Source organism: Geodermatophilus sp. URMC 64 (assembly GCF_053502555.1).
Map to the genome: position 1 here is coordinate 4638607 of NZ_CP199955.1, position 26035 is coordinate 4664641.

Annotated in this window: 27 protein-coding genes; 13 read left to right on the forward strand and 14 right to left on the reverse strand. The window is 74.4% G+C overall.

The genetic code is table 11. The features are described 5' to 3' along the window. Window positions 1-4: 4 nt before the first annotated feature. The 4 genes from ACWIYF_RS22610 to ACWIYF_RS22625 all read left to right on the forward strand — a co-directional run bounded on the left by ACWIYF_RS22610 (window position 5) and on the right by ACWIYF_RS22625 (window position 3658). Complete coding sequence (locus ACWIYF_RS22610; protein ID WP_448625063.1) at window positions 5-1006, forward strand: anion permease; 1002 nt, start codon at window positions 5-7, stop codon at window positions 1004-1006. Window positions 1007-1018: 12 nt separating this feature from the next. Further along, entirely contained in the window at window positions 1019-2434 is a 1416-nt protein-coding gene (locus ACWIYF_RS22615; RefSeq protein WP_448625064.1) for an MFS transporter, read from the forward strand. Window positions 2435-2513: 79 nt separating this feature from the next. Then, a complete protein-coding gene (locus tag ACWIYF_RS22620; protein ID WP_448628791.1) occupies window positions 2514-2582 on the forward strand; it encodes a putative leader peptide in 69 nt (22 codons plus the stop codon). An 83-nt stretch (window positions 2583-2665) separates the two neighbouring features. Further along, entirely contained in the window at window positions 2666-3658 is a 993-nt protein-coding gene (locus tag ACWIYF_RS22625) for a sulfite exporter TauE/SafE family protein (RefSeq protein WP_448625065.1), read from the forward strand. 14 nt (window positions 3659-3672) lie between these two features. Here ACWIYF_RS22625 and ACWIYF_RS22630 read toward each other — a convergent pair whose 3' ends face one another. The 7 genes from ACWIYF_RS22630 to ACWIYF_RS22660 form a co-directional block, all read right to left on the reverse strand. Then, a complete protein-coding gene (locus ACWIYF_RS22630; RefSeq protein ID WP_448625066.1) occupies window positions 3673-4650 on the reverse strand; it encodes an NAD-dependent epimerase/dehydratase family protein in 978 nt (325 codons plus the stop codon). Window positions 4651-4711: 61 nt separating this feature from the next. After that, complete coding sequence (locus tag ACWIYF_RS22635) at window positions 4712-5146, reverse strand: DUF5994 family protein (protein ID WP_448625067.1); 435 nt, start codon at window positions 5144-5146, stop codon at window positions 4712-4714. 247 nt (window positions 5147-5393) lie between these two features. Further along, window positions 5394-7283, reverse strand: a complete 1890-nt coding sequence (gene typA / locus ACWIYF_RS22640) for a translational GTPase TypA (RefSeq protein WP_448625068.1) — start codon at window positions 7281-7283, stop codon at window positions 5394-5396. Window positions 7284-7384: 101 nt separating this feature from the next. Then, window positions 7385-7723: a hypothetical protein gene (locus ACWIYF_RS22645; RefSeq protein WP_448625069.1), complete on the reverse strand. Its 339-nt coding sequence runs from the start codon at window positions 7721-7723 to the stop codon at window positions 7385-7387. A 43-nt stretch (window positions 7724-7766) separates the two neighbouring features. Further along, window positions 7767-8129 (reverse strand): VOC family protein, encoded by a 363-nt coding sequence (locus tag ACWIYF_RS22650; protein WP_448625070.1) that lies wholly within the window; start codon window positions 8127-8129, stop codon window positions 7767-7769. A gap of 49 nt (window positions 8130-8178) precedes the next feature. Further along, the gene (locus ACWIYF_RS22655) at window positions 8179-8940 is read right to left on the reverse strand and encodes a DsbA family protein (protein ID WP_448625071.1); all 762 of its coding nucleotides are present in this window, start codon (window positions 8938-8940) and stop codon (window positions 8179-8181) included. Continuing rightward, complete coding sequence (locus tag ACWIYF_RS22660; RefSeq protein ID WP_448625072.1) at window positions 8930-9412, reverse strand: MauE/DoxX family redox-associated membrane protein; 483 nt, start codon at window positions 9410-9412, stop codon at window positions 8930-8932. The genes ACWIYF_RS22655 and ACWIYF_RS22660 overlap by 11 nt, the downstream gene beginning before the upstream one ends. A gap of 116 nt (window positions 9413-9528) precedes the next feature. Between ACWIYF_RS22660 and ACWIYF_RS22665 the strand changes: the two genes are divergently transcribed. Beyond that, window positions 9529-9720 (forward strand): hypothetical protein, encoded by a 192-nt coding sequence (locus ACWIYF_RS22665; RefSeq protein ID WP_448625073.1) that lies wholly within the window; start codon window positions 9529-9531, stop codon window positions 9718-9720. Window positions 9721-9814: 94 nt separating this feature from the next. On the opposite strand, the gene ACWIYF_RS22670 is transcribed toward ACWIYF_RS22665, so the two are convergent. Beyond that, entirely contained in the window at window positions 9815-10378 is a 564-nt protein-coding gene (locus ACWIYF_RS22670) for a YceI family protein (protein WP_448625074.1), read from the reverse strand. A gap of 91 nt (window positions 10379-10469) precedes the next feature. On the opposite strand from ACWIYF_RS22670, the gene ACWIYF_RS22675 reads away from it, so the two are divergent. The 4 genes from ACWIYF_RS22675 to ACWIYF_RS22690 all read left to right on the forward strand — a co-directional run bounded on the left by ACWIYF_RS22675 (window position 10470) and on the right by ACWIYF_RS22690 (window position 14633). Next, window positions 10470-10988, forward strand: a complete 519-nt coding sequence (locus ACWIYF_RS22675) for a MarR family winged helix-turn-helix transcriptional regulator (protein WP_448625075.1) — start codon at window positions 10470-10472, stop codon at window positions 10986-10988. Between the two features lie 234 nt (window positions 10989-11222). Further along, window positions 11223-11852 carry a hypothetical protein gene (locus tag ACWIYF_RS22680; RefSeq protein WP_448625076.1) on the forward strand — a complete coding sequence of 210 codons (630 nt, stop codon included), beginning with the start codon at window positions 11223-11225 and terminating at the stop codon, window positions 11850-11852. A gap of 85 nt (window positions 11853-11937) precedes the next feature. Further along, window positions 11938-13995: a sensor histidine kinase gene (locus ACWIYF_RS22685; RefSeq protein WP_448625077.1), complete on the forward strand. Its 2058-nt coding sequence runs from the start codon at window positions 11938-11940 to the stop codon at window positions 13993-13995. Beyond that, window positions 13992-14633, forward strand: coding sequence for a response regulator (locus ACWIYF_RS22690; RefSeq protein ID WP_448625078.1), 642 nt, complete (start codon window positions 13992-13994; stop codon window positions 14631-14633). The genes ACWIYF_RS22685 and ACWIYF_RS22690 overlap by 4 nt, the downstream gene beginning before the upstream one ends. Before the next feature lie 23 nt (window positions 14634-14656). Here the strand turns inward: ACWIYF_RS22690 and ACWIYF_RS22695 are convergent, their stop codons facing one another. From ACWIYF_RS22695 to ACWIYF_RS22705, 3 genes are read right to left on the reverse strand one after another with little or no spacing between them, the layout of a single operon-like run. Continuing rightward, a complete protein-coding gene (locus tag ACWIYF_RS22695; RefSeq protein WP_448625079.1) occupies window positions 14657-15556 on the reverse strand; it encodes an enoyl-CoA hydratase-related protein in 900 nt (299 codons plus the stop codon). Then, window positions 15553-16545, reverse strand: coding sequence for an acyl-CoA dehydrogenase family protein (locus ACWIYF_RS22700; protein WP_448625080.1), 993 nt, complete (start codon window positions 16543-16545; stop codon window positions 15553-15555). The genes ACWIYF_RS22695 and ACWIYF_RS22700 overlap by 4 nt, the downstream gene beginning before the upstream one ends. Beyond that, window positions 16542-17762, reverse strand: coding sequence for an acyl-CoA dehydrogenase family protein (locus ACWIYF_RS22705; RefSeq protein WP_448625081.1), 1221 nt, complete (start codon window positions 17760-17762; stop codon window positions 16542-16544). The genes ACWIYF_RS22700 and ACWIYF_RS22705 overlap by 4 nt, the downstream gene beginning before the upstream one ends. Window positions 17763-17867: 105 nt before the next feature. Here ACWIYF_RS22705 and ACWIYF_RS22710 point away from each other — a divergent pair, with 105 nt between their 5' ends. Together ACWIYF_RS22710 and ACWIYF_RS22715 are read left to right on the forward strand one after the other, a co-directional pair. Beyond that, on the forward strand, window positions 17868-18515 hold the full coding sequence (locus ACWIYF_RS22710) for a TetR/AcrR family transcriptional regulator (protein ID WP_448625082.1): 648 nt from the start codon (window positions 17868-17870) through the stop codon (window positions 18513-18515). A gap of 59 nt (window positions 18516-18574) precedes the next feature. Continuing rightward, window positions 18575-20173: a long-chain-fatty-acid--CoA ligase gene (locus ACWIYF_RS22715; protein WP_448625083.1), complete on the forward strand. Its 1599-nt coding sequence runs from the start codon at window positions 18575-18577 to the stop codon at window positions 20171-20173. A 32-nt stretch (window positions 20174-20205) separates the two neighbouring features. Here the strand turns inward: ACWIYF_RS22715 and ACWIYF_RS22720 are convergent, their stop codons facing one another. Beyond that, a complete protein-coding gene (locus ACWIYF_RS22720; RefSeq protein WP_448625084.1) occupies window positions 20206-21054 on the reverse strand; it encodes a patatin-like phospholipase family protein in 849 nt (282 codons plus the stop codon). An 81-nt stretch (window positions 21055-21135) separates the two neighbouring features. On the opposite strand from ACWIYF_RS22720, the gene ACWIYF_RS22725 reads away from it, so the two are divergent. Together ACWIYF_RS22725 and ACWIYF_RS22730 are read left to right on the forward strand one after the other, a co-directional pair. Then, complete coding sequence (locus ACWIYF_RS22725; protein WP_448625085.1) at window positions 21136-22872, forward strand: class I adenylate-forming enzyme family protein; 1737 nt, start codon at window positions 21136-21138, stop codon at window positions 22870-22872. A gap of 66 nt (window positions 22873-22938) precedes the next feature. Continuing rightward, entirely contained in the window at window positions 22939-23976 is a 1038-nt protein-coding gene (locus ACWIYF_RS22730; RefSeq protein ID WP_448625086.1) for a potassium channel family protein, read from the forward strand. Here ACWIYF_RS22730 and ACWIYF_RS22735 read toward each other — a convergent pair. Continuing rightward, window positions 23942-25501, reverse strand: a complete 1560-nt coding sequence (locus ACWIYF_RS22735; protein ID WP_448625087.1) for an adenylate/guanylate cyclase domain-containing protein — start codon at window positions 25499-25501, stop codon at window positions 23942-23944. The genes ACWIYF_RS22730 and ACWIYF_RS22735 overlap by 35 nt on opposite strands. An 84-nt stretch (window positions 25502-25585) precedes the next feature. Continuing rightward, complete coding sequence (locus tag ACWIYF_RS22740) at window positions 25586-26032, reverse strand: SRPBCC family protein (protein ID WP_448625088.1); 447 nt, start codon at window positions 26030-26032, stop codon at window positions 25586-25588. Window positions 26033-26035: the final 3 nt, after the last annotated feature.

Genomic DNA, 26035 nt, shown 5'->3' on the forward strand with positions numbered 1-26035 from the left:
CCGCATGGACGGGCTCCTCCTCGCCGTCATCGTCATCGTGGTCGTGGCGCTGGCGTTCGACTACACCAACGGCTTCCACGACGCGGCGAATGCGATCGCCGTCGCCGTCTCGACCAAGGCGCTCACGCCGAAGGCGGCGCTGGCCCTGGCCGCTGTCGCCAACCTGATCGGCGCGATGATCTCGACCAAGGTCGCGAAGACCGTCGGGGAGGGGATCATCTCGACCCCGTCGGGCAGCGAGGGCCTGCACATCGTCTTCGCCGCCGTGATCGGCGCGATCACCTGGAACCTGATCACCTGGTACTTCGGGCTGCCCTCGTCGTCGTCGCACGCGCTGATCGGCGGCCTGGTCGGCGCGGCACTGGCCGCGGCGCACAGCGTGCTGTGGGCGGGCGTGTTCGACAAGGTGATCGTGCCGATGGTCGTCTCGCCGCTGGTCGGCTTCGGCCTGGGCTACCTGTTCATGCTGGCGATCCTGTGGGCGTTCCGGCGAGCCAACGTCAGCCGCGCCAACCGCAACTTCCGGTACGCGCAGATCATCAGCTCCACGACCATGGCGCTCGGGCACGGCCTGCAGGACGCCCAGAAGACGATGGGCATCATCACCCTCGCCCTCGTCACCGCGGGCGTGATCAGCGACTTCACCGTGCCGCTGTGGGTCATCCTCGCCGCGGCGCTGGCGATCAGCGCCGGCACCTACGCCGGCGGCTACCGGATCATGCGGACGCTGGGCCGGCGGGTCATCCAGCTCACCCCGGCCGGCGGCTTCGCCGCGCAGACGGTGGCCTCCGGGGTCATGGTGGCGACCGCGACGGTGTTCGCCGTCCCGGTGTCGACCACGCACATCACGACCACGTCGATCATGGGCGTCGGCTCGACCCGGCGGCTCTCGGCGGTCCGCTGGGGCGTGGCCGGCAACATCGTGGTCGCCTGGATCGTCACCCTGCCGGCCGCGGGTCTCGTCGCCGCGGCCGTCTACTTCCTGACGAGCGCCCTGCTCGGCTGACACCATCAGCGGGTGACCGGCAGCCAGCTCGAGCAGCCGGTGGCCCTGGGCACCGTGCGCGGCCGCTGGCTCATCGCCGTCACGGTGCTCGCCTCGGGGATGGCGTTCCTCGACGGCACCGCCGTGCAGGTCGCGCTGCCCTCGATCGGGCGGGACCTGGGCTCGACGCTGTCCGGCCTGCAGTGGACGATCACCGGCTACGTGCTGACCCTGGCAGCGCTGATCCTGCTGGGCGGCGCGCTGGGCGATCGGTACGGCCGGCGCCGGGTGTTCCTGCTCGGCGTCGCCTGGTTCGCCGCGGCCTCGCTGCTGTGCGGCCTGGCCCAGTCGCCGGGGCAGCTCGTCGCCGCCCGGGCGCTGCAGGGCGTGGGCGGCGCGCTGCTCACCCCCGGCAGCCTGTCGCTGATCCAGTCCTCCTTCCGGCACGGCGACCGGGGGAAGGCGATCGGGCTGTGGTCGTCGCTGGCCGGGATCGCCGGGCTGGTCGGCCCGTTCGTCGGCGGCGCGCTGGTCGATCTCGCCAGCTGGCGGCTGGTCTTCCTCGTCAACGTCCCCGTCGCGGTGGTGATCATCGCGATCGCGGGGCGGCACGTGCCCGAGAGCCGGGACGACCGCCACCACGGCCGCTTCGACGTCCTGGGCGCGGTGCTCGGAGCGCTCGGGCTCGGCGGGGTCACCTACGCGCTGATCGCCGCCGGTGAGGACCCGGGCCGGGCGGACGTGATCGTCTCCGGCGCCCTCGGCGTGCTGACCGGGATCGCCTTCGTCGTCCGCGAGCGACGGATCGCCGACCCGATGCTGCCGCCACGGCTGTTCCGGGACCGGCAGTTCACCGGCGCCAACGCGTCCACCTTCGCCGTCTACGGGGCCCTGGGCGGCTTCTCCCTGTTCCTGGTGCTGCAGCTGCAGGAGGTCCTCGGCTACGGCGCGACCGCGGCCGGCGCGGCGATGCTGCCGTCGATCCTGCTGATCACCGTCCTCTCGCCGCAGGCGGGGGCGCTCGCCGAACGGATCGGCCCGCGGCTGCCGATGACCGTGGGCCCGTTGATCACCGCGGCGGGCACGCTGTGGCTGGCCGGGGTCGACGGCGGCCAGCCGTACTGGGTCGAGGTGCTGCCCGGCTCGGTCCTGCAGGGACTGGGCATGGCGACGACGGTGGCGCCGCTGACGGCGACCGTGCTCGCCGCGGCGCCGGACGTGATGGCCGGGGTGGCCAGCGGTGTGAACAACGCGGTCGCGCGGGCCGCCCAGCTGCTCGCGGTGGCCGCGCTGCCGGTCGCCGTCGGGCTCTCCGGCACCGACTACGCGCGGCCCGAGGCGTTCACCGGCGCGTTCCGGAGCGCGATGGTGATCTGTGCGGCGCTGTTCGCGGCCGGGGGGATCATCTCCTGGCTGACCATCCGCAACGACGTCCTCGAGCCCGGCTGACGGCCCATCCCGCTCCCCGGGACTGGGGGTGCGTCATTCTCGATCGACCTGATAGACATAGTGCGTGGCTTCGACGGCGGTGCTCCTCGTGGGGCGCATCCATGTCGACCTGCTGCGTGTCTGCACCGCGACCTGTCCGGGCTCCTGACCCCCGGCGTCTGACCGGCGCCCTCGTCCTGTTGCTCGTCCACGGCTCGACCGCGCCGTCGAATCCCCGGAGTTCCAGCCCCCGTGAAGACCCTCGTCCTCATCGCCCTGGTCGGCCTGGGCGCCCAGCTCGTCGACGGCAGCCTCGGCATGGCGTACGGCGCCACCTCCTCGACCCTGCTGCTCGCCCTCGCCGTCAACCCGGCGAGCGCCTCGGCCAGCGTGCACCTCGCCGAGATCGGCACCACGCTGGTCTCGGGGCTGTCGCACTGGAAGTTCGGCAACGTCGACTGGAAGGTCGTCGCGAAGGTCGGCGTCCCCGGTGCGGTCGGCGCGTTCGCCGGCGCCACGCTGCTCTCCCACCTCTCCACCGAGGTCGCCGCGCCGGTGATGTCGCTGATCCTGCTGGCCATCGGCGTCTACCTGCTCGTCCGGTTCACCCTGCGCGGCCTCGACCGGCGCAACCTGGGCAAGCCGGTGCGCAAGCGGTTCCTGGGCCCGCTCGGCCTGGTCGCCGGCTTCATCGACGCGACCGGCGGCGGTGGCTGGGGCCCGGTCGGCACCCCGGCGCTGCTGGCCAGCGGTCGGATGGAGCCGCGCAAGGTGATCGGCTCGATCGACACCTCCGAGTTCCTCGTCGCGCTCGCCGCCAGCCTCGGCTTCCTGCTCTCGCTCGGGTCGCAAGGCATCGACCCGGTGTGGGTGCTGGGCCTGCTCGCCGGCGGCCTGGTCGCGGCGCCGATCGCGGCCTGGCTGGTGCGTCACCTGCCGCCGCGGCTGCTGGGCTCCCTGGTCGGCGGGATCATCGTGCTGACCAACACGCGCACGCTGCTGAACAGCGACTGGCTGGACGCGCCGGGCGGGGTCCGCGCCGCGGTCTACGCCGTCCTGGTCGCCGTCTGGGCCGCGGCCATCGTCCACTCCTACCGGCAGTTCCGCGCGGAGCGCGTGCTGGAGTCGGCGGACGCGATCGCGGCCGAGGCCGAACTGAACGCGGCGGCCGAGAACGACGTCGCGCTGGAGCGGCCGGTCGAGGCCCCGCTGACCGCCGGGCGGCCGAGCGCCCCGCAGGACTGAGCTCGCCGCCGTCCTCAGCGGTCGGCGAGCAGCTTCTCCTCCAGCTCCGGCGGCAGGCCGGGCAGCGAGCGACCCGGCGGCGGTGCCGGTCGCTCGCTGCGCCGCATCCACGCCCAGGTGTCGGCGATCGACTCGCGCAGCGGCCGGCTGGGCAGGCCGAGTTCCCGGGCGCGCGCGGTGTCGACGTCCCACGCCGTGACCGCGACATCAGCGGGCAGCCAGAACGGCAGGTGCTGCCAGGGCTCGACGCCGGCGGCCAGCAGGTCGGCCTCCGGCACCAGCACCCACTCCGCGTCGCCGCCGGTGACCTCCCGGCAGAGCTCCAGCACGCCGCCGACGGTGGTCATCCCGGCCGGGCCGGTGGCGTTCACCGCGCCGCCCTGCCCGCGCTCGGCCATGAGGACGAGCCAGCCGGCCAGGTCGCGGGCGTCGACCGCGGCCATCGGCTGGTCGAGGGTCTCGGGGACGACGACGCGCCCCCCGCGGGCGATGCGGTCCAGCCACCAGCCGAGCCGGTAGAGCGGGTCGTGCGGGCCGACGATCAGCCCGGCGCGCGCGGTGAGGAACCGCTCGCCCAGCGCCGCGCCGAGGATGCGCTCGGCCGCGGCCTTGTTCGGCCCGTACTCGTCGTCGTCGGTGTCCCAGGTCGGTTCGACGTCCTCGCGGCCGATCGGGCCGGGCGGCCATGTCCGGTAGGCGTTGAGGCTGCTCACGAACGCGTAGCCGGCCACGTCTGCCAGGGCGGCGGCGGCGTTCCCGGCGGCGGCGCGGGTCTGGCACGAGGTGTCGACGACGAGCTCCGGCCGCCAGTCGCCGAGCGCGGCGGGCAGCGCGGCCGGGTCGTTCCGGTCGCCGCGCAGCGCCCGGGCCCCCTCGGGCGGCGCGCCGGACACCCCGCGGGTGAACGTGGCGACGTCGTGGCCGCGCTCGAGCGCCGCGGTCACGACGTGCCGGCCGAGGAAGTGGGTGCCGCCGAGGACGAGGAGCCGCATGCCCCCACCCCAGCCGAGCGGGCGGACCGTCGTCCAGCCGGTTCGCGGGAAGCGGAACCGTTCAGCCCGCGGGCGTCAGCTCCGGTACCTGCGGGATCGGGGTGGCACGGGCCGCGGCGAGCACCATCTGCGGCGACCGGGGCAGCCCGCGGCGCGTGCACAGCCGCAGCGCCCGGGCGCCGGTGACGACGTCGGTCTCCGGCGGGACGACGAGCAGGTCGGCCCGCCGCGCCCCGCCGTCCCAGCTGATGCAGACCACCTGCGCGTCCATGCTCTGGAAGCCGCCGGTGCGGATGACCCGGCCCAGCACGGCGATCTTGCGCGGGATCTGCTCCCACGCCTCGAGCGAGTAGGTGAACCGCTCGACGCGGACGCCGCGGCGGCCGAGCTCGGCGATCAGCTCGGGCAGCTCGACCGTGAGGTCGTGCCCACGGGGCCACCAGGCGCCGTCGAACGCGGAGTCGTTCGCGACCCCGGCGTCGTGCCGGAGGCTCACCCGGACGTCGATACCGCCCCGGAAACCGTTCCTGCCCAGGGCCGTTCGGGTGATGACCATGCGCGCTCGCGCCGCCTCTCGTGCTCTGTCGTCCGACCCGCGGGGAGACGGGTCCGAGCAGAACGTAGGCGGGTAGAACCGCAGGTCAGTGGCGGGACGATGCGGGCGTGGCGGACCGGTCCGGCCGGTCGCCACCGCCCGTGATCAGCCCGCCACTGGACCCTGACGCACGACGAGGGGACGGTGCTTACGCCTTGGGCTTACGGTTGCGGGACTTGGCGCGCTCGGTCTGGTCGAGGATCACCTTGCGGATGCGCACCGTGGCGGGCGTGACCTCGACGCACTCGTCCTCGGCGCAGAACTCCAGGGCCTGCTCGAGGTTGAGGATCCGCGGCGGCACCAGGCGCTCGAGCTCCTCAGCGGTCGACGACCGCATGTTGGTGAGCTTCTTCTCCTTGGTGATGTTCACGTCCATGTCGTCGGGCCGGGAGTTCTCGCCGACGATCATGCCCTCGTAGACCTCGGTGCCCGGGGCGACCATGAGCGAGCCGCGCTCCTGCAGGGAGAACATCGCGTACGAGGTCGCGACGCCGGTGCGGTCGGCGACCAGGGAGCCGGTGGGCCGGGCCCGCATCTCGCCCTGCCACGGCTCGTAGCCCTCGAGCACGTGGTGCAGGACGCCGGTGCCGCGGGTCTCGGTGAGGAACTCGGTGCGGAACCCGATCAGCCCGCGCGACGGGACGATGTACTCCAGCCGCGCCCAGCCGGTGTCGTGGTGGATCAGGTTCTCCATCCGCCCGCGGCGGGTGGCCAGCGCCTGGGTCAGCGTGCCGACGTACTCGCCCGGGGTGTCGATGGTGACGCGCTCGACCGGCTCGTGCAGCTTGCCGTCGATCTCCTTGGTGACCACCTGCGGACGGCCGACGGTGAGCTCGAACTCCTCGCGGCGCAGCTGCTCGACGAGGATCGCCAGCGCCAGCTCCCCGCGGCCCTGCATCTCCCAGGTGTCGGGGCGCTCGGTGGGCAGCATTCGCACCGACACGTTGCCGACCAGCTCCTGGTCGAGCCGGTTCTTGACCAGCCGGGCGGTGAGCTTCTTGCCCGAGCGGCCGGACAGCGGCGAGGTGTTGATGCCGATCGTGATCGAGATCGACGGCTCGTCGACGGTCAGCGGCGGCAGCGGGCGCGAGTCCTCGGGGTCGGCGAGGGTGTCGCCGATCATGATGTCCTCGATGCCGGCGACGGCGACGAGGTCACCGGGGCCGGCGCTGTCGGCCGGCGTCCGGGTGAGCCCCTCGGTGACCAGCAGCTCGGTGATCTTGACCCGCGAGATGGTGCCGTCGGTCTTGCACCAGGCGACCTGCTGGCCGTTCTTGAGCGTGCCGGAGTGGATGCGCAGCAGCGCCAGCCGGCCGAGGTAGGGCGAGGCGTCGAGGTTGGTGACCTGCGCGCGCAGCGGCTCCTCGGCGTCGTAGACCGGGGCCGGGATGGTGTCCAGCAGCGTCTTCACCAGCGGCGCGAGGTCGGGGCTGTCCGGGCTGGAGCCGTCGGCGGGCCGGGTCAGCGAGGCCTGGCCGGTCTTGCCGTTCGAGTACACGATCGGGAACTCGAGCGCGTCCTCGCCCAGGCCGTTGTCCTCGAGCAGCTCCATGAACAGCTCGTAGGTCTCGTCGACGACCTCGGCGATGCGCGCGTCGGAGCGGTCGGTCTTGTTGACCACCAGGATCACCGGCTTGCGCTGGCCCAGGGCCTTGCGCAGCACGAAGCGGGTCTGCGGCAGCGGGCCCTCGGAGGCGTCCACCAGCAGGACGACGCCGTCCACCATCGACAGGCCGCGCTCGACCTCGCCGCCGAAGTCGGCGTGGCCGGGGGTGTCGACGATGTTCACCGTGACCGGGTTGCCGTCCTCGTCGGCCAGCCGGATGGCGGTGTTCTTGGCGAGGATGGTGATGCCGCGCTCGCGCTCGAGGTCCATCGAGTCCATGACGCGGTCCTGCGTCGTGTCGGCGTCGGTCCCCTCGCCCTTCGCCCGGCCGAGCGCGCCGGCCTGGCGGAGGAGGGCGTCGACCAGGGTGGTCTTGCCGTGGTCGACGTGGGCGATGATCGCCACGTTGCGCAGGTCGTCGCGGGTGGGCATGCGGAGAGGCACCTCAGAGGAGTTCGGGGAGTCCGCGGCGTCCACGCGCGCGGCATCTCGTGCAACAGTCGCCGGCCCGGCGACCTTCCCACTGTACGGACTCAGGAGCGGACGACGTCCCGGTCGGCCACGACGTACGTCACCCCGGCGGCGGCGATCGTGACCAACGCCACGGCCAGCCAGGAGTTCAGCCCGACCCCCAGGGCGAGCACGTGCGCCAGCACGAAGGCCGCCAGGTAGAGCACGCCGAGCCCGATCGCGACGGCCCAGCCGCGGCGGCGCACCCACAGCGCGGCCGCGCCGATCCCGCAGGCGGCCAGCAGCGCCCCGCCGAGCGCGCGCACGCCCGTGCCCTGCGCGACGCCGAACCCCGCGACCAGTCCCACCGCCACGAGCAGCGACGACGGGAAGCGGGTGCGGGTCAGCGTGCGGTCGGCCATGCCGCCAGTCTCCCCCGGCCCGGTTCCCCGGCGGCGGCCGCGGTCAGGAGGGACGCGGGGCGAAGATGCGGAAGGTGTTGTCCTCGGGGTCGCGGAGCTCCACCCAGCGCGCGACCCCGGCGACCTCGTGCTCGGCGACCCGCCGGGCGCCCAGCGCCTCCACGCGGTCGGCCTGCGCGCGCCAGTCCTCGCCGCCGCCGAGGTCGAGCATCAGCCGGTTGCGACCGGTGCCCGGATCGTCCGAGTGGACGAACATCCACGTCGGCCCGTCGCCCTCGAAGCCGATCGTCGCGAAGTCGCGGGTGGCGCCGCCGTCGACCGGGCGCTCGAGCACGCCGGACCAGAAGCCGGCCAGCGCGGCGGCATCGGCGCAGTCGAACGAGTACATCCCCACGGTCAGGCCCATGCAGGGCTGACGACGCGGCGTGGCCGGACTCATCGGTCCGGCCGCAGCGTCAGCTCGCCTGCGCGGACCGCACCGCCGCGGTGACCCCGCTCGCCGTGAGGTCCTCGAGCTGGTGGCCGTCGACGAAGACGGTCGGCGTGCCGGTCACGCCGTCCTTCGACGCCTGGTCGGTGATCTGGTCGACCCAGTCGCCGTAGGCCAGCCCGCGGATCGCCTGCTCCACCGCCTCGCCGCTCGCGCCGGCCTGCTCGGCGTAGGCGATCAGCTGGTCGTCGGTCAGCCCGGAACCACCCTCGGCCGGCTGGTTGGTGTAGAGGAGGTCGTGGAACGTCTGGAAGGCGTCCGGCCCGGCCGCGTTCACCACCACCGCGGCCGCGTTCAGCGCGCGCGTGGAGTAGTCGTCGTTCGCGTTCGTGTCGAGGAACGCCATGCCGTGGTAGTGCAGCTGCACCGTGCCGTCGGCGACCAGCGAGGCGAGGGTGCTGCCGGCGGAGTCCTCGAAGGACTTGCAGACCGGGCACTGGAAGTCCTCGTAGAGGTCGATCGTCACCGGGGCGTCGGCCGCGCCCACGACGACCACCTGCCCGCTGTCGGTCGTGTTCGCCGGCACCGCCGCGCTCGCCGCGGTCGCCGTCCGTGAGGTCTGGACGGCGATGACCACCACGACGGCCACCACCAGCAGCACCGCCGCCACCACGCCGCCGATCACGGCGTGCTGCCGGCGCTGCGCGCGGGCGCGGGCAGCGGCCTCGGCGGCGCGCTTCTGCTCGATGCGGGCGCGGGCGGCGCGGCGCTTGGCGCTATCGGGCACGGGCGAACTCCTCCTGGGGAAGCGGGCGGCCGCCCAGCGCCAGCCGGGAGCGCGGCCATCGGGCGAGGGCGAGCGCGACGATCAGCAGCGCGGTGTCGCGCAGGACCTCGGCGGGGTAGGCGGTGCCGGCCGCGGCGACCTGACCGCCGCCGCCGAAGCAGCCGCAGTCGATCTGCAGTCCGCGGGCCCAGGCCGAGCCCACGCCGACGAGGAAGACCGCCAGCAGCACGGCCGAGGCGATCGCCGCCGTCCGGACGAAGACGCCGGCCAGCAGCGCGAGCCCGACCGCGATCTCCACCACCGGCAGGCCGAAGGCGACCGGTGCGACCAGCGCCTCGGGCAGCAGCCGGTAGGCGCGCACCGCGCGGACGGCGACCGCCGGGTCCGGCAGCTTCAGGGCGCCGGCGACGACGAACACGCCGCCCAGCACCAGCCGGGCCGCGGTCGCGAGCCAGGGCGCGGCGGATCTCACGACATCACGGTCCGCCGCCTGCCTGCGAGTTCGGTGCCGGTGACCTGTGAGAACGCCGGACATGCGACGTCCGATGCGCGTTGCTCAGCCGCGGGGCGACCGGCCACCATGAGGGCGTGTTCGCGCTTCCGGCGGTCTTCGCCGCGCTGCCCGGTCTCCGCCGCTGCGGCTGCTGCGGCGGGGTGTTCCCCCGGGGACGGATGCGCGCCCTGGCCGCGACGCCGGGCAGGGCCGTGTGCGGCGACTGTGCGCGGTCGGCCGTCGCGCACGGTGGGGGGACGACGACGCTGAGACCGAACGCCCGGTAGGCGCCGGCCACGGCGGTCGCCTCCTGCCATGCCCCCCGGATACAGCTGTCCCCGCCTCACCGGACGGCGAGGCGGGGACGAAGGCTGGGGTGTGTCAGGCGGTGCGGAGCACGGCCTCGATCTCGAGCTCGACGGTGACCTTGTCACCGACGACGACGCCGCCGCCGTCCATCGGCATCTTGATGTCGACGCCGAAGTCGTTGCGGTTGATCTCGGTCTTGGCGGAGAAGCCGGCGCGGGTGCCGCCGTAGGCGTCCGGCCCGAAGCCGTTGAGCTCGAGGGCCAGGGTCACCGGCTTGGTGTTGCCCTTGAGGGTCAGCTCGCCGTCGACGAACCAGTCGGCGCCGTCGGTGCGCACCGCGGTGGACCGGAAGGTCATCTGCGGGTGGTTCTCGACGTCGAAGAAGTCGGCGGAGCGGATGTGCGCGTCGCGCTGGTCCTGGCGGGTGTCGATCGAGGCGAGGTCGATCGTGGCGGTGACGGAGGACTGCTCCGGGTTCTCGGCGGTGACGAGCTCACCGGAGAACTCGCGGAAGTAGCCGCGCACCTTGCTGACCATCATGTGGCGGACCGAGAAGCCGACGGTCGAGTGCGACGCGTCGATGTCCCAGGTGCCGACGACGTAGCCGGGGATCTGGACGGCGGTGCTGCTGGTCATGCGGATTGCCTCCGAAATAGTTGAGCGCTTGACCTTCTGCTCGGCTTGAGCGTAGTTGAAGGCTTGACTATTCCGCCAGTACCCTGGAGGCATGAGTACGCAGGTGTTGCCTTCGTCACAGGGCAGGGCGACCGCGGGCGAGCCGCGCTGGCTCGACGAGGACGAGCAGCACGCCTGGCGGGCGTGGCTGTTCAGCTCGATGCTGCTGCAGGATCGGCTCGACCGGGAGCTCACCCGCGAGACCGGCATCTCCCACGCGTACTACGAGATCCTCGTCGCCCTGTCCGAGGCCCCGGACCGGATGTTGCGGATGAGCCAGCTGGCCGACCGCTGCCTGTCCTCGCGCAGCCGGCTCTCGCACGCGGTCTCCCGGCTCGAGGAGCGCGGTTGGGTGCGCCGGCAGGTCTGCCCCGACGACGGCCGCGGACTGCTCGCCGTCCTCACCGACGAGGGGTTCGCCGCGCTCGAGGGCGCGGCCCCGGTGCACGTCGAGGGCGTGCGCACGCACCTGTTCGACCAGCTCTCCCCCGAGCAGGTCGCCGCGATGCGCGACATCGGCGAGACGCTGCTGCGCCACCTCGACCCGCAGGCCGGCGCCTTCTCCACGTAACCGCTGGTGCTTCATCGCGATCAAGCGCAGGGCGAGGCTCGTACCGGAACTCCGCCCCGTCGACCCGCAGCGTGATCTCGGTGTCGACGGCGCGCTCCTGCCCCGGCGGCGGGGGCGGAACGAACGGTGAGTGATCTCCCGGCCGGTCCGGGATCGCGCCCCCTGCCTCCCGGGAGCGGAGGACCGGCAGCGTCCACGGCGCCGGACACGTTCCTTCCCCCGAGGAGTCCCCCGATGACCGCTCCAGCCACGAGGCACGCAGCGACGGCCACGACCGTCGGCGCCGCTCTCTGGACCCTCGTCCCCGTCGCCTTCTCCGCCGTCGACCTGGAGAACGCCGACCGGGGCACGCTCTCCTTCGTCGCCTCCGTGACGGCCGCGTGGCTCTGCCTCGCCATCGCCCCGCTGCTGCTCGTCGCCGGGTTGCCGCCGCTCCGCCAGGCCATCGCGCCGGAGGGCGGACGCTTCGTCGCCACGGGCGCGGCCGTCGCCGGCGCCGGCTTCGCCGCCATGGGCCTCGGCAACGGGATCGAACTCGCGTCGATCACGGCCGGGGGCGGCACCGTGGCCGCCGGCCACGCGATCTTCCTGGTCGGCTACCTGGTGTCGATCGTCGGCGGCGTGCTGCTGGGCATCGCCGTCCTGCGCCGGTGCCCCGACGTCCTGGGGCGCATCGCGGGCACGCTGCTCACCCTCGCCTTCCCGATCGGGCTGGCCATCGGGTTCGTCGGGACGTCGCTGAACCCCGACAACGACGCGTGGTTCTTCGCCGCCGTGACCGTCCCCACGGGCCTGGCCTGGCTGCTGCTGGGCCGTCGGCCGGCGGGCTCGCGGACGGGCGTGCCGACGGCCACCGCCGCCTGAGCGCCGACGCCGGGGACCGCCGCGGTCCCCGGCGTTGACGCGCAGGGCGCGGACGGTCATGGTGCCGACGACGAGGGGTGGCGAGGTGAGCGCGCAGCAGATCACCACGGCGGGGACGGTCCGGGTGGCCCGGGCCGGAGCCCTCCTCCGCGTGGTGGCGTGGGCCATCGTGCCGCTCTACGCGGCGGGCCTGGTCACGTCCCTGGTGCTCCGCGCCCGGGTCGACGCGGCGCAGCGGGTGAACCCGGCCGAGGGGGTGCCGATCCTCGTCGGCTTCGGCCTGTCGGCCGTGCTCGGCGCGCTGCTGGTCTCGCGCCGGCCGGGCAACCCGCTCGGCTGGCTGCTGTCGGGCACCGCGGTCCTGATCTCGCTCGCGGTCGCCGGGGACGCCTGGGCCGAGTACGTCGTGACGACGACCGGCCGGGCCGACGCCCTCGCGACGTTCGGCGCGTGGCTGCAGAGCTGGTACTGGTTCGTCCTCCTCGGCCTCGTCGTCGTCGGCCTCCCGCTGCTCTTCCCCGACGGCCGGTTGCCCTCCCGGCGGTGGCGGCTGGTGACCGCCCTGCCCGTGGCGGGGGTGGGGACGGCGGCCGTGCTCGGGATGCTGTCGGAGACCATCAGCCCGCACGAGGTCGACTTCCCGATCGACAACCCGATCGGCATCGCCGGCCTGCCGCCGGTGGAGCAATCGCCGGTCTTCGGCGTGCTGAGCGCCCTGCTCGTGGTCGGCCTGGTGGAGGGCGTCGCGGCGGTCGTCGTGCGCTGGCGGCGCTCGCACGGCGAGGAACGGCAGCAGATGAAGTGGTTCCTCTTCGCCGTCGCACCGGTGGTGCTGCTCCCGCTGGACCAGCTGCCCTGGGTGAGCGGCGTGGCGTTCGCCTGGGTGCTGATCGCGCTGCCGGTCGCGGTGGCGGTCGCCGTGCTGCGCTACCGGCTCGACGGCATCGACGTCGTGCTCGACCGGACGCTGGTGTACGCGGGGCTCACCGCTGTCGTCGTCGCCGTCTACGTGCTCGTCGTCGGCTGGCTGGGTGGGCTGCTGCACCGGCAGGACGACCTGGTCGTCTCGCTGGTGGCGACCGGCCTGGTCGCGGTCCTGTTCGCCCCGCTGCGCGACCGGCTCCAGCGCGGCGTGAGCCGGCTGCTCTACGGCTCGCGCGCGGAGCCGTACGCCGCGCTGTCCCGGCTCGGTGAGCGGCTGGAGGGCACGCTCGCGCCGGACGCCGTCCTGCCCACGATCGTCACCACCGTCCGCGAGGCGCTGCGGCTGCCGTACGCCGCGATCGTGCTCCCGGACGACGACCGCCCGGTGGCCGCCGCCGGCGAGCCGGTGCCCGAACCGGTCCGGCTGCCCCTGACCTACCGCAACGCCGAGGTCGGCGCGTTGCTGCTCGCGCCGCGGAGCGGCGAGAGCGGGTTCTCCCCCGCCGACCGCCGGCTGCTCTCCGACCTGGCCCGGCAGGCCGGGGTGGCGGTGTCCGCCGTCCGGCTGACCGCGGACCTGCAGCGCTCCCGCGAGCTGCTGGTCGGCGCGCGCGAGGAGGAGCGGCGGCGGCTGCGCCGGGACCTGCACGACGGGCTCGGCGCGCAGCTGGCCGGGCTGACCGTGCAGGCCGGGGTGCTGCGGTCGCTGGTCGCCCGGGACCCGGCCGCGGCGCAGGAGCTGGCCGGCGAGCTGCGGCAGGAGCTGCGGACGGCGATCGCCGACATCCGCCGGCTGGTGCACGGGCTGCGCCCGCCCGCCCTCGACGAGCTGGGCCTGCGCGGGGCGCTGGAGCGGCTGGCCGAGCGCTCGACGGCGGACGACGGCCTGCGCGTCGCGGTCGAGACGCCGGCCGAGCTGCCCGCGCTGCCGGCCGCGGTCGAGGTGGCGGTGTACCGGATCGTGCAGGAGGCGCTGGCCAACGTCGTCCGGCACGCGGCAGCGGCGACGTGCACCGTGCGGCTGGACGTCGACCCCGCGGAGGTGTGCGTGACGGTCACCGACGACGGCGCCGGCTTCGCCCCGGGGTCCCCCGGCGTCGGGCTGGCGTCGATGCGCGAGCGGGCGGAGGAGATGGGCGGCGTCTGCACGGTCGGGCCCGGCCCCTGCGGCGGCACCGTCGTCCGGGCCCGGCTGCCGCGCACCGGAGGCACCGCGTGACCGCGCTGCGCGTGCTGGTGGTCGAGGACCACCCGCTGTTCCGCAAGGGCGTGGTGGCCCTCCTCGACACCGTGCCCGACGTCGAGGTGGCCGGCACCGCCGCCTCCGGCGAGGAGGCGGTCGCCCGGGCCAGGGAGCTCGCCCCCGACCTGGTGCTCATGGACCTGCAGCTGCCCGGGATGAGCGGCATCGAGGCCACCCGCGCGATCGTCGCCGCCGACCCCGCCGTGCGGGTCCTCGTGCTCACCCTGTTCGAGGACGAGGACTCGGTGTTCCTCGCGCTGCGCGCCGGGGCCCGCGGCTACGTGCTCAAGGACGCCGACGAGGAGGAGCTGGTCGGCGCCATCCGGGCCGTCGCGCGGGGCGAGGCGGTGTTCGGCGAGGCCGTCGCGGGGCGGGTGCTGGCGTTCTTCGCCGCCCCGCGGCCGGCGCCCAAGGTGTTCCCGGCGCTGACCGACCGGGAGCGCGACATCCTCGAGCTGATCGCCCGCGGCCAGCCGAACCCGTCGATCGCGCGCACGCTGTCGCTCTCGCCGAAGACGGTGGCCAACTACGTGTCGGCGATCTTCGCGAAGCTGCAGGTGGCCGACCGCGCGGAGGCGATGATCCGCGCCCGCGAGGCCGGCCTCGGGGGTTAGGGCCAAAGTGGCCACTTCGGCCCTCAGTCGGGGGGGACGTCGTCCGGCGGGGCGGGCCAGCGGGGGACGCCGGCGACGTCGGGGCCGTCGCCGAGCGGGGTGCTGAACTGCGGCGGGCGCTTCTCGAGGAACGAGGTCACGCCCTCCGCGGCGTCCGGGCCACCGCCGAGCCGCATGAGCGCCTGCGACTCCAGCCGGTGCGAGTCCCACGGGGACGGCGCGCCGAGCATCGACCACAGCAGCCCGCGGGCCGCGGCGACCGCGACCGCGGACGTGTTGTCGACGATCTCCGCGGCGAGCGCGCGGGCGGTGGGCAGCAGCTCGTCGTCCCGGACGACGCGGGAGACCAGCCCGCCGCGCAGCGCCTCCGCCGCGTCGAACACCCGCCCGGTGGCCACCCACTCCATCGCCTGGCTGATCCCGACCACCCGCGGTAGGAACCAGCCGGACGCGGCCTCGGTGATGATGCCTCGGCGGGCGAACGGGAAGCCGAACCGCGCGGACTCGGCGGCGATGCGCACGTCCATCGGCAGCGTCATCGTCGCCCCGACGCCGACCGCGACGCCGTTGACCGCGGCGATCACCGGCTTGCGCAGCGCGGCGAAGGCCAGAGAGACGACCCCGCCGCGGTCGCGGGGGACGCCGCCGATGGTCTCGCTCATCGGCCCGGCCGGCCGGTTGGCCACCCGGTTCGCGTCGAAGGTGTCCCGGCCGCCGGAGAGATCGGCGCCGACGCAGAACGCCGTCCCGGCACCGGTCACCAGGACCACCCGGACCGACTCGTCGGCGTCGGCGGCCGCGGCGGCCTGCACGAGCTCGTCGGCCATCGTCCCGGTGAACGCGTTGCGCTTCTCCGGCCGGTGCAGCGTGATCGTCGCGACCCGGTCGGCGACGTCGTAGCGGATCTGGGCGAACTCCGTCACGCGAGCGCACCCGCGACCGCGAGGCGGGCGACGGCGTCGAGGTGCTCGGCCTCGTCGCCGAGCAGCAGCCGGTCCACCTTCGCCCGGCGCCAGTACAGGTGCGCGTCGTGCTCCCAGGTGAAGCCGATGCCGCCGTGCACCTGGATCAGGGTCTCCGCGGCCCGCTCCAGCGTGCTCGCCGCCTGCGCCTTCGCCGCGGACGCGGCCAGCGGCAGCTCGCCGGGTGCGGCGTCGGCCGCCCAGGCCGCCCACCACACCAGCGAGCGCAGCTGGTCCACGGCGACCCACGCGTCGACCAGCATGTGCTTGACCGCCTGGTAGGAGCCGATCGTCCGGCCGAACGCCTCCCGCTCCTTGGCGTAGGCCACCCCGAGGGCGACCGCGCGGTCGGCGGCGCCGAGGTCCTCCGCGGCCAGGACGACGGCGCCGACCTGCCGCGCCCGGGCCCACAGCTCGGCGGCGTCCTCGACCAGCACCCGGCGGGAGGTCAGCCGCACCGACGCCAGCCCGCGGGTGGCGTCCAGCGGCCTGCCCGCGGTCGCCTCCCCCTCCCCCACGACCAGCGCCCGGCCGTCCAGCGCGAGGAACGTGGTGGCGTCGGCGGCGTCGATCGACGGGTGGGAGCCCTCCGGGGAGCCGTCGACGACGGCGAACGCCGCCGACCCGTCGGCCAGCTGCGCGGCCAGGTCGGGGTGGTCGGCCAGCAGCACCGCCGCGCGGGCGGCCGTCACCAGCGAGGGACCGGCCAGGACGGCGCCGCCCTGCTCGGCGACGACGGCGAGATCGAGCAGCCCGCGGCCGGCGCCGCCGGCCGACTCCGGCACGGTGATGCCGAGGAAGCCGACGTCGGCCAGCGCCTTGCGGCCGGGCCGCACCGGTCCGGCGCCCTCGAGCGCCTGCCGAGCCGCGCCGGCCGAGGCCTGCTCGCCGAAGAACTCCCGCGCCGCCGCGGCGGCGTCGCGCTGGTCCTGATCGAGGTCGAAGTTCATCGCGCACCCCCGGAGAACGGCGCCGTCTTGTCGGAGCGGGGTTCCGGCGGCAACCCGAGCACGCGCTCGCCGAGGATGTTGCGCAGCACCTGGTCGGTGCCGCCGGCGATCGCCAGGCCGGGGAGGTAGGCCTGGGTCCGCTGCCAGGTGTCGTCGCCGTCGGCGGTGGTCCAGTAGACGGCGTCGTCGCCCAGCAGCCGCACGCCGGCGTCGGCGACCAGCTTGGCCGCCGCCGTGCCGGCGAGCTTGCCGGCGCTGGACTCCGGCCCGGGGAGGCCGCCCTGGCTGAGCACGGTGAACCGCCGGTAGCCGGTGTAGCGGGTGGCGAGCGCGGCGACGACCGCGCGGCCGACCGCCTGCCGGGCGAGCAGCTGCCGCTCCGGGTCGAGCCCGGGCAGCCGGTCGCGGGCGTGCGCGACGAAGGTCTCGACCGGCAGGCCGAGGTCGCTGCCGGCGCCGCCGATGGCGACCCGCTCGTTCATCAGCGTGGTCAGCGCGACCCGCCAGCCCTCACCGGGCTCCCCGAGCCGCTCGCTGTCGGGGATGCGGACGTCGTCGAAGAACACCTCGTTGAAGCCCGCGCCGCCGGCCATCTGCCGCAGCGGCCGCACGGTCACCCCGGGGGCGTGCATGTCGACGACGAACATGGTCAGCCCGGCGTGCTTGGGCCGGCTCGGGTCGGTGCGGGTGAGCAGGATGCCGTAGTCGGCGACGTGCGCCAGCGTCGTCCACACCTTCTGCCCGTTGACGACCCAGTCCTCGCCGTCGCGGACGGCGCTGGTGCGCAGCGCGGCGAGGTCGGAGCCGGACGCCGGCTCGCTGAACAGCTGGCACCAGACGTCGTCGGCGCGCAGCAGCCGGGCGAGGTAGCGGGCCTTCTGGTCCTCGCTGCCGTGCGCGATGACCGTCGGCCCGCACATGCCGATGCCGATGTGGTTGATCAGCGCCGGGATGCGCGCGCGGGCCAGCTCCTGGGCGACGATCGCCTGCTGCACGAGGGTGCCGCCCTGGCCGCCGTGCTCGGTCGGCCAGGTGACGCCGACCAGGCCCGCCTCGGCGAGCACCCGCTGGGTCCGGCGCATCTCCGCCTCGTGCCGGCGCGCGTCGGGGGCCTCCTGCCCCGGCTCGACGTGCAGCAGCTCGCCCGCGTGCTCCTCGAGCAGCGACCGGACGTGCGCCCGGTACGCGGCCTCCTCGGGGGTGTCGTCGAAGTCCACGGCGCGCCTCTCGTCGTCGAGCAGGGGGAGGTCTGCGAGCCTCGCACCGCGGCGCGGTAACGGTCAACGGTGACCGGAAGGGGTCCGACGTCCTACGCTCTCGCGGTGGTCGCGCCGCCCTCCGCCCCCGCCTCCGACGGCGCGCGGGCCCGGCGCAGCGCGGACAGCCGGGCGCTGATCCTGGAGGCGGCGGTCGGCTGCCTGGTCGAGGAGGGGTACGCCGGCGCCTCGACCCTCGCCGTCCAGGCGCGGGCGGGGGTGTCCCGCGGCCGGCTGCTGCACCACTTCCCCTCCCGCGCCGAGCTCCTGGTCGCCGCCGCCGAGCACCTGGCCACCACCCGGCTGACCGAGCTGCGCGAGCGCGCGGCTGCCCTCATGGCCGACGAGCCGACGGGCCCCGCGCGGGTCGACCGGGCACTGGAGCTCATGTGGGCGACGTTCCAGGAGCCGCCGTTCTGGGCCGCCATGGAGCTGTGGGTCGCCGCCCGCACCGACGGCGAGCTGCGCGGCTCGCTGCAGGCCCAGGAGCGGCGGCTGCGGGCGGCCATCCGGGCGGTCGCCGACGAGATCTGGGGCCCGGAGATCGCCGCCGCCCCGCTGTACGCCGAGCTGTGCGAGCTGCTGTTCACCAGCATGCGCGGGGTCGCGATGGTCTACGCCTTCGAGGAGCGCCCGGCGGCGACCGACCCCCACCTGGACCTCTGGAAGCGGCTCGCCCGCCGGCTGCTGTACGCCGATCCCGGTCAGGGTTGACTGCCACGTCACCTCACGGCGAGCATGGCGCGCATCACACCGATCCGAGGAGCGATGCGATGAGCGTCCAGATCCCCGTGCTGCAGGGCCGCGGCATGACGATGAGCGACCAGCTGGCCCGCTGGGCCCGCAAGACGCCCGACGTCTTCGCGCTGCGCTTCGACGGCGGCGGCCGCACCTACGCGGAACTGGACGAGCGGGTGACCCGGCTGGCCCGCGCCCTGGAGGAGCGCGGCGTCGGGGTCGGCGACCGGATCGCGGTGCTGGCGCTGAACGGGATGGAGGTCTGGGAGGCCTACCTGGCCGGGGTCCGGCTGGGCGCGATCGTCGTCCCGGTCAACTTCCGCCTCGTGGCCGACGAGATCGCCTACGTGCTGGCCGACAGCGGCGCCGTCGCCCTCGTCGTCGACACCCCGCTGGCCGAGGTGGCGGCCAAGGCCCGGGAGCAGGTGCCCGACGTGCGCACGGCGCTGGTGATCGGCGGCGGGAACGCCGGGCCGGGCAGCGAGGACTACGAGACGGCGGTGCAGGCCGCGTCGGCGGAGCCGCTCGACCGGATCATCGACGAGTCCGCGCCCGCGTTCATCATGTACACCTCCGGCACGACCGGCCGGCCCAAGGGCGCGGTGCTCACCCACCACAACCTGCTGATGCACGTCTTCAGCCAGGTGGCCACCTACGGCGTGGACCCCACCACCGAGAAGGTCGGCGCTCCCGGGGCCCCGATGTTCCACATCGCCGGGCTCGCCGGCGGGCTGCCGCCGCTGCTGCTCGGCGGCACGCACGTGATCCTGCGCTCCGGCGGGTTCGACCCGGTGGCCACGCTGGACCTCATCGAGCGGGAGCGGATCAACAGCATCTTCCTGGTGCCGGCGATGTGGGCCGCCGTGGTCGCCGTCCCGGACATCGCCTCGCGGGACCTGTCCTGCCTGACGCGGATCTCGTGGGGTGCGGCGCCGGCGTCGACCACGCTGCTGCGCACGATGATCGACACCTTCCCGCAGGCCGAGGTGATGACGGCGTTCGGGCAGACCGAGTGCAGCCCGGTCACCACGCTGCTGCGCGGCGAGGACTCCGTGCGCAAGATCGGCTCGGTCGGCACCCCGATGCTCAACGTCGAGGTCCGGGTGGTCGACGAGCTGATGAACGACGTCCCGCGGGGCGAGGTGGGCGAGATCGTCTACCGCAGCCCGATGGTCATGAAGGAGTACTGGAACAAGCCGGAGGCGACGGCCGAGGCGTTCTTCGGCGGCTGGTTCCACTCCGGCGACCTCGTGCGCGAGGACGAGGACGGCTACTACTACGTGGTAGACCGCAAGAAGGACATGATCATCTCCGGCGGGGAGAACATCTACTGCGCCGAGGTCGAGGATGTCCTGGCCGGGCACCCCAAGGTCGGCGAGGTCGCGCTCATCGGCGTCCCCGACGAGAAGTACGGCGAGGCGCCGCTGGCGGTGATCAGCCCGCGCGACCCGGCCGACCCGCCGACGCCGGAGGAGCTGTCGGAGTTCTGCCGCGAGCGGCTGGCCCGCTACAAGACCCCGAAGCACTACTCGATCGGCGGCCCGCTGCCCCGCAACCCCAGCGGCAAGATCCTCAAGACCGAGCTGCGCACCCAGCACAAGGCCGGCTCGCTCGTCGCCGACCCCGCCGTCTGAACGGAGGCCGAGAGCGCAGGTTTCCTGCGCTCTCAGCCTCCGTGCCAGGCCTCGGCGACGCGGTCGAGCACCGACTTGGCCTGCGCGCGGCCGGCGCGGGCCGACGGCGCACGGGCGGCCGGGTCGAGCACGTTGCGGCCGATCGCCGCGCGGCTGGCCTCGTCGGGCGTGACGACGGCGACCCGCGCCACCAGCCCGGTCACCTGCGCGTCGACACTGGCCATCGGGCCGGCGCCGCGCGCGATCGGCGCCAGGACGACGACCCGGTCGTGGCCGGCCGCGAGGTCGGCGTTGGCCGCCGAGCGCATGCCGCCGTCGACGTAGCGTCGGCCGTCGATGGTCACCGGCGGGTAGACACCGGGCACCGCGCACGACGCCGCGACGGCCTGCAGCAGGGGCACGCCGGAGTCGCGGTCGAGCGCGCGGAACTCGCCGGTGGCCGCGTCGACCGCGGTCACCACCAGTCGGCGGTCGGGCCACGCCGTGCTCAGCAGCCGGGAGCCGATGACGTCGAGCCGCTCCTGCTCGGTGGGCGTGAGGCCGGCCGCCTCCGCCTTCATCGCGAGCGCGCCGACCCGGCGGCGGAACTCCACGTCGCGGCCGCGGCTGGTCAGCATCGCCCACGCGTAGCGCGCCAGGTTCGCCCGCGTCATCCGCGCCACGCGCTCGCTCGACGGCGGCTCGAGCTGCCGCTCGAAGAGGAAGTCGGGGGCGCCGCCGCAGGTCACCTGCGCGCCGACCACCGAGCCGGCCGAGGTGCCGACGACCAGGTCGGCGGTGGTGAGGTCGACGCCGGCCTCGGCCAGGCCGGCCAGGACGCCGATCTCCCACGCGATGCCGGTGATACCGCCGCCACCGAGGACCAGTGCTGTCCGGTTCACCACGCCATCGTGGCAGGTCCTGTCGGTTGTGACGTGAGCCACGCTAACGTTTTTATACGGACCCGTACCGAGAGGACACCGATGACCGCCACGGACCCCGCAGCCGACACCGCCGCCAGCTGGCCCCCCGGGCTGCCCCGCTCGCTGGACTACCCGCAGGTGCCGGTCGGCTCGATCCTGCGCGCGGCGGTACGGCGCTGGGGCGACCGGACGGCGTTCCTGCACCACGACGTGCCGCTGACGTTCACCGAGCTCGGCCGGCGCGCGCACGCGGTGGCGAACTGGCTGGCCGACTCCGGCGTCGGGCCGGGTGACGTGGTCGCCGTCCACCTGCCCAACTGCCGGCAGTACCCGGCCGTCTACTACGGCGTGCTGCTGGCCGGGGCCACCTTCTCCCCCACCAACCCGCTGCTGACCCCGCCCGAGCTCGCCGCCCAGCTCGCCGACTCCGGGGCGCGGGTGCTGGTCACCTGGGAACAGGTGCTGCCGGCGGTCCGCGCGGCGGTGCCCGCGACCAAGGTCGAGACGGTCGTGGTCACCGGCGCCCCGCACGTCACCGACTTCGGCGCCCGGCTCGAGCTGGGCGAGGGCGAGACCGACCTCGCCGAGCTGCTCGCCGCCGACGACACAGACCGGCACCTCGACGCCGGCCTCGACGTGGCCGACACCCTCGCGCACCTCGCCTACACCGGCGGCACGACCGGGGTCAGCAAGGGCGTGGAGCTGCCGCACCGCAACGTCGTCACCAACGTGCTGCAGTCCGCCTGCTGGACGTCGGGCTCGCTGCCCACCCTGGACGCCGAGGGCGACGTGACCCTCGACCAGATCGGCGGCGAGGACGAGTTCCCCACCCGCCTCGGGACGGCGACGATCATCAACCTGACGCCGTGGTTCCACGCCATGGGCGCGATCGGCTACCTCAACGGCATGGTGCTGGCCGGCACCACCGTGGTCATCCACGACCGGTTCGACCCCGCGCGCTACGTCGCCGACGCTCAGAGGTACCGGGTGACCAGCATCGGCGGCGCGCCGCCGGTCTTCGTGGCGCTGCTGCAGGTGCCCGGCATCTTCGACGCCGATCTGTCCAGCGTCCGTGGCATCTCCAGCGGCGCGGCGCCGCTGCCGGTGCCGCTGATCGAGAAGCTCGAGGCGCTGCTGCCGGGCGCCGTGATCGGCGAGGGCTACGGGCTCACCGAGGTCACGATGATGGCGACCGGCAACCCGTCGTTCCGGTCGGGCACCCGCAAGGCGGGCACGGTCGGCGTGCCGATCTTCGACACCGAGATCAGCATCCAGCCGCTCGGCGGCGGCGCGCCGCTGCCGCCCGGCGAGCGCGGCGAGGTCTGCATCCGCGGCCCGCAGGTGATGCGCGGCTACGCGCACCGGCCGGAGGCCACCGCCGAGGCGATCGACGCCGACGGCTGGTTCCACTCCGGCGACGTCGGCATCCTCGACCAGGACGGCTACCTGTCGATCGTCGACCGCACCAAGGACATGCTGCTCTACAAGGGCTACAACGTGTTCCCGCGCGAGCTGGAGGAGATCCTGTTCTCCCTGCCCGGCGTGGCCGGCGCCGCGGTGGTCGGCCGGCCCGACGAGGAGGCCGGGGAGCTGCCGGTCGCCTACGTCGTCCGCAGGGCCGACGACGCCGGCGCCGCGCTGACGGCCGAATCGATCCTGGCCCAGGTCAACGAACGCGTCGTGCACTACAAGCGGCTGCGCGACGTCGTGTTCATCGACGCGATCCCGGTCTCGGCGGCGGGCAAGGTGCTCAAGCGGGAGCTGGCGGCGCGGGAGCGGGCGGCGGCCTCGGCGTAGGCGTCGTCCACCTCGTCGCCGTGGGAGATCCCGGGTTCTGGCGCGCGCTCGGTTACCGTCCCTCCCGTGGTCGACGGCATGGAGGACCCGCACACCGGAGTGCGGTTGGCGCACGTGGAGGATTCGCCGCTGCGCCAGGTGGGCCGGCGGGTGGTGCTCGCGCTCGCGGTCCTGGCGGCCACCGTGCTGATCATCTACCTCGACCGCGACGGCTACCGCGACGGTGACAACGTGGGGCTCTCGCTCCTCGACTCCGTCTACTACGCCACCGTCACGCTCTCGACCACGGGCTACGGCGACATCACCCCGCTCACGCCGGCCGCCCGCATCGTGAACATCCTGGTGATCACGCCCCTGCGGATCGCGTTCCTGCTCATCCTCATCGGGACGACCCTGGAGGCGCTGACCGCGCGCTCGCAGGAGGAGTTCCGCATCCGGCGCTGGAGGTCCCGCGTGCGCCATCACGTCGTCGTCTGCGGTTTCGGCACGAAGGGGCGCAGCGCGATCCGCTCCCTCCTGGCCACCGGTACCCCGGTGGAGGAGATCGTCGTGGTCGACCCCGCCCCCGCGGCGGTCGAGGAGGCCACCTCGACCGGGCTCACCGGGATCATCGGCGACGCCAGCCGCACGGAGGTCCTGACCCGCGCGGCAGTGCAGCGGGCGAGGGCCGTCATCGTCGCGGCCAACCGGGACGACGCGGCGGCGCTGATCACGCTCACCGTCCGGCAGCTCAACCCCGGCGTGCCGATCACGACGAGCGTGCGCGAGGAGGAGAACGCCAAGCTGCTGCGCCAGTCCGGCGCCGACACGGTGATCACCACCTCGGCCACCTCCGGGCGGCTGATGGGCCTGTCGACGGCGTCCCCCGGCGTGGTGGCCGTCGTCGAGGACCTGCTCACCTCGGGCACCGGGCTGGACCTCACCCAGCGCCAGGTCGCCTCCAGCGAGGTAGGCCTGAGCCCGCGGCAGCTGCGCGACGTCGTCCTGTCGGTGACCCGCAGCGGCCAGACGTTGCGCTTCGACGACCCGCTGATCGGCACGCTGCAGTCCGGGGACGTGCTCGTGGTGGTCAAGTCGCACGGCCCGGCGGCGGCCGTCGTCTGACAGCAAGGCCCGCCGGGCGTGGCGCTCGGTCCAGTCGGCGGACCCACGTCGCGGTGGGCTCGCCGCGGCCGCGAAGCACGACGTCGGCGTCGCGGACCCAGTGCGCGCGCTCCTCCGGCGGCGCCGCGCGGACCGTGGGCTCGCTGGCCACCGCGCGTCCCGGGTGGTCCTTGGCCAGCTCGGTGAGCCGGGCGGCCTCGTTCACCGGGTCGCCGATCACCGTGTACTCCAGCCGGCTGGCCGCGCCGACCTGGCCGGCCCACACCCGCCCGCACGCCACGCCGACGCCGATGTCGAGCTCGCCGGCGGACCGGACGGCGTCGCAGATCCGGCGGGCCGCGCGCAGCGCCGCGCCGGCCGGGTCGGCGTGCTCGGCCGGGGCGCCGAAGACGCACAGCACCGCGTCGCCCTCGAACTTGTTGACCAGCCCGCCCTCGTCCTCGACCGCATCGACGACCACGGCGAAGAAGCGGTTGAGCAGGCCCACCATCTGCTCCGGCCCGGTGCGGCGGACCAGCGAGGTGGAGCCGACGACGTCGACGAACAGTGCCGCGGCCGTGCGCAGCTCGCCGCCGAGCTCGACGCCGGCGTCCAGCGCGCGCTGGGCGACCGTCGTCCCGACGTGCCGGCCGAACAGGTCGCGCAGCCGCTCCCGCTCCGCCAGGCCCGCGGCCATGCTGTTGACGCCCTCCTGGAGCAGGCCGATCTCGCCGGCGTCGTCGACGACCACGCTCGCCGCGTAGTCGCCCTCCCCCACCCGCTGGACCGCGCGGCGCAGGTCGCGCAGCGGCTGGCCGACGTAGCGCGCCGTGAGCAGCGTGGCCAGGCCGCCGACCAGCAGGGCGACCACGGAGAGGAAGACGACGACGGCGCGGCCGGGACCGTCGGGGTTCGACGGGTCGAGGACGAGCAGCACCAGGCCGAGGAGCGGCACGCCGCTGGTCAGCCCCCAGGTGAGCAGCAGCCGCGGGCGGACACCGAGGGTCAGCCGGCCGGCCGGCGGGTGCGCGGCCAGCGCGCGGGCGGTGACCGCGCGGGCGGCGCGGGCGACGAGCAGGTAGGTGACGCCCGCGGTGACGACGCCGCCGAGCAGCGTCGCGATGCCGGTGCGGAACCCCACGCGCGCGTCGGGGAAGGCGGCCGCGGAGACGACGCCGACGAGCGCCGCGGCCACCAGCCAGACGAGCCCGGCGACCAGTGCGGTGTCGACCGGCAGCCGCAGCGCGTGCGCGGCCTCCTCGCGGGTCGGCGCGCGGCCGGCCATGAGCCAGGCGTTGGTGACCCGCTGGCGGCGCATCCCGATCAGGGTGCCGGCCGGCAGGGCGACGGCCGTGTAGCCGATCGCCGTCCAGAGGACCGTCGAGCGGCCGGTGTCGGCGCTGCCGTCGGAGACGCCGATCAGCAGCAGGATCACCGTGGCGACGCCGACCAGGTTGGCGACGGTGACCAGCAGCACGATCAGCGGGACGGCGCCGCGGCCGCTGGGCGCCCACGAGGCCCACCCGCCGCGCCGGTCGCTGCTCATGACCGGGTCAACGAGACCCGTCGCCACCGGCAACGGCCCGCTCCCCGATCGTGATCATGCCGTCATGATCGCGGACGGGGCGGATCAGCGCTGGTCGAGCAGGGTGCGCAGCCGGGCGAGGTCGGCCCGGTTCGCCCGGCGGACGGCGGTCGCCATGACCGGCGCCGCCCAGCGGGCGAAGCCTCGCGGCCGGCCGCGGTTGCGCAGCGTCATCCGGGTGCTAGTTGGGTCCAGCGACTGCCAGGTGTAGGTGGTCTCCATCGGGAAGGGGCCCTGCGCCGTCCGCATGACCAGGCGTTCACCGGGCACCAGGTCGGTGACCTCGTAGGTGTAGGCGAGGCGGCGACCGAGGAACCGGGCGACGAAGTCCATCCGCGAGCCCACGGCGAGCGGTGGCGCGGTCCGCCACGCGACCGAGTCGATGTTCGCGTACCACTCCGGGGCGTTCGACGGGTCACTCGCGTAGGCCGCGACCTCGGCGCGGGGACGGCGGATCACCGTCTCGGTCACCACGTCGATCTCCCGGCCCATGGC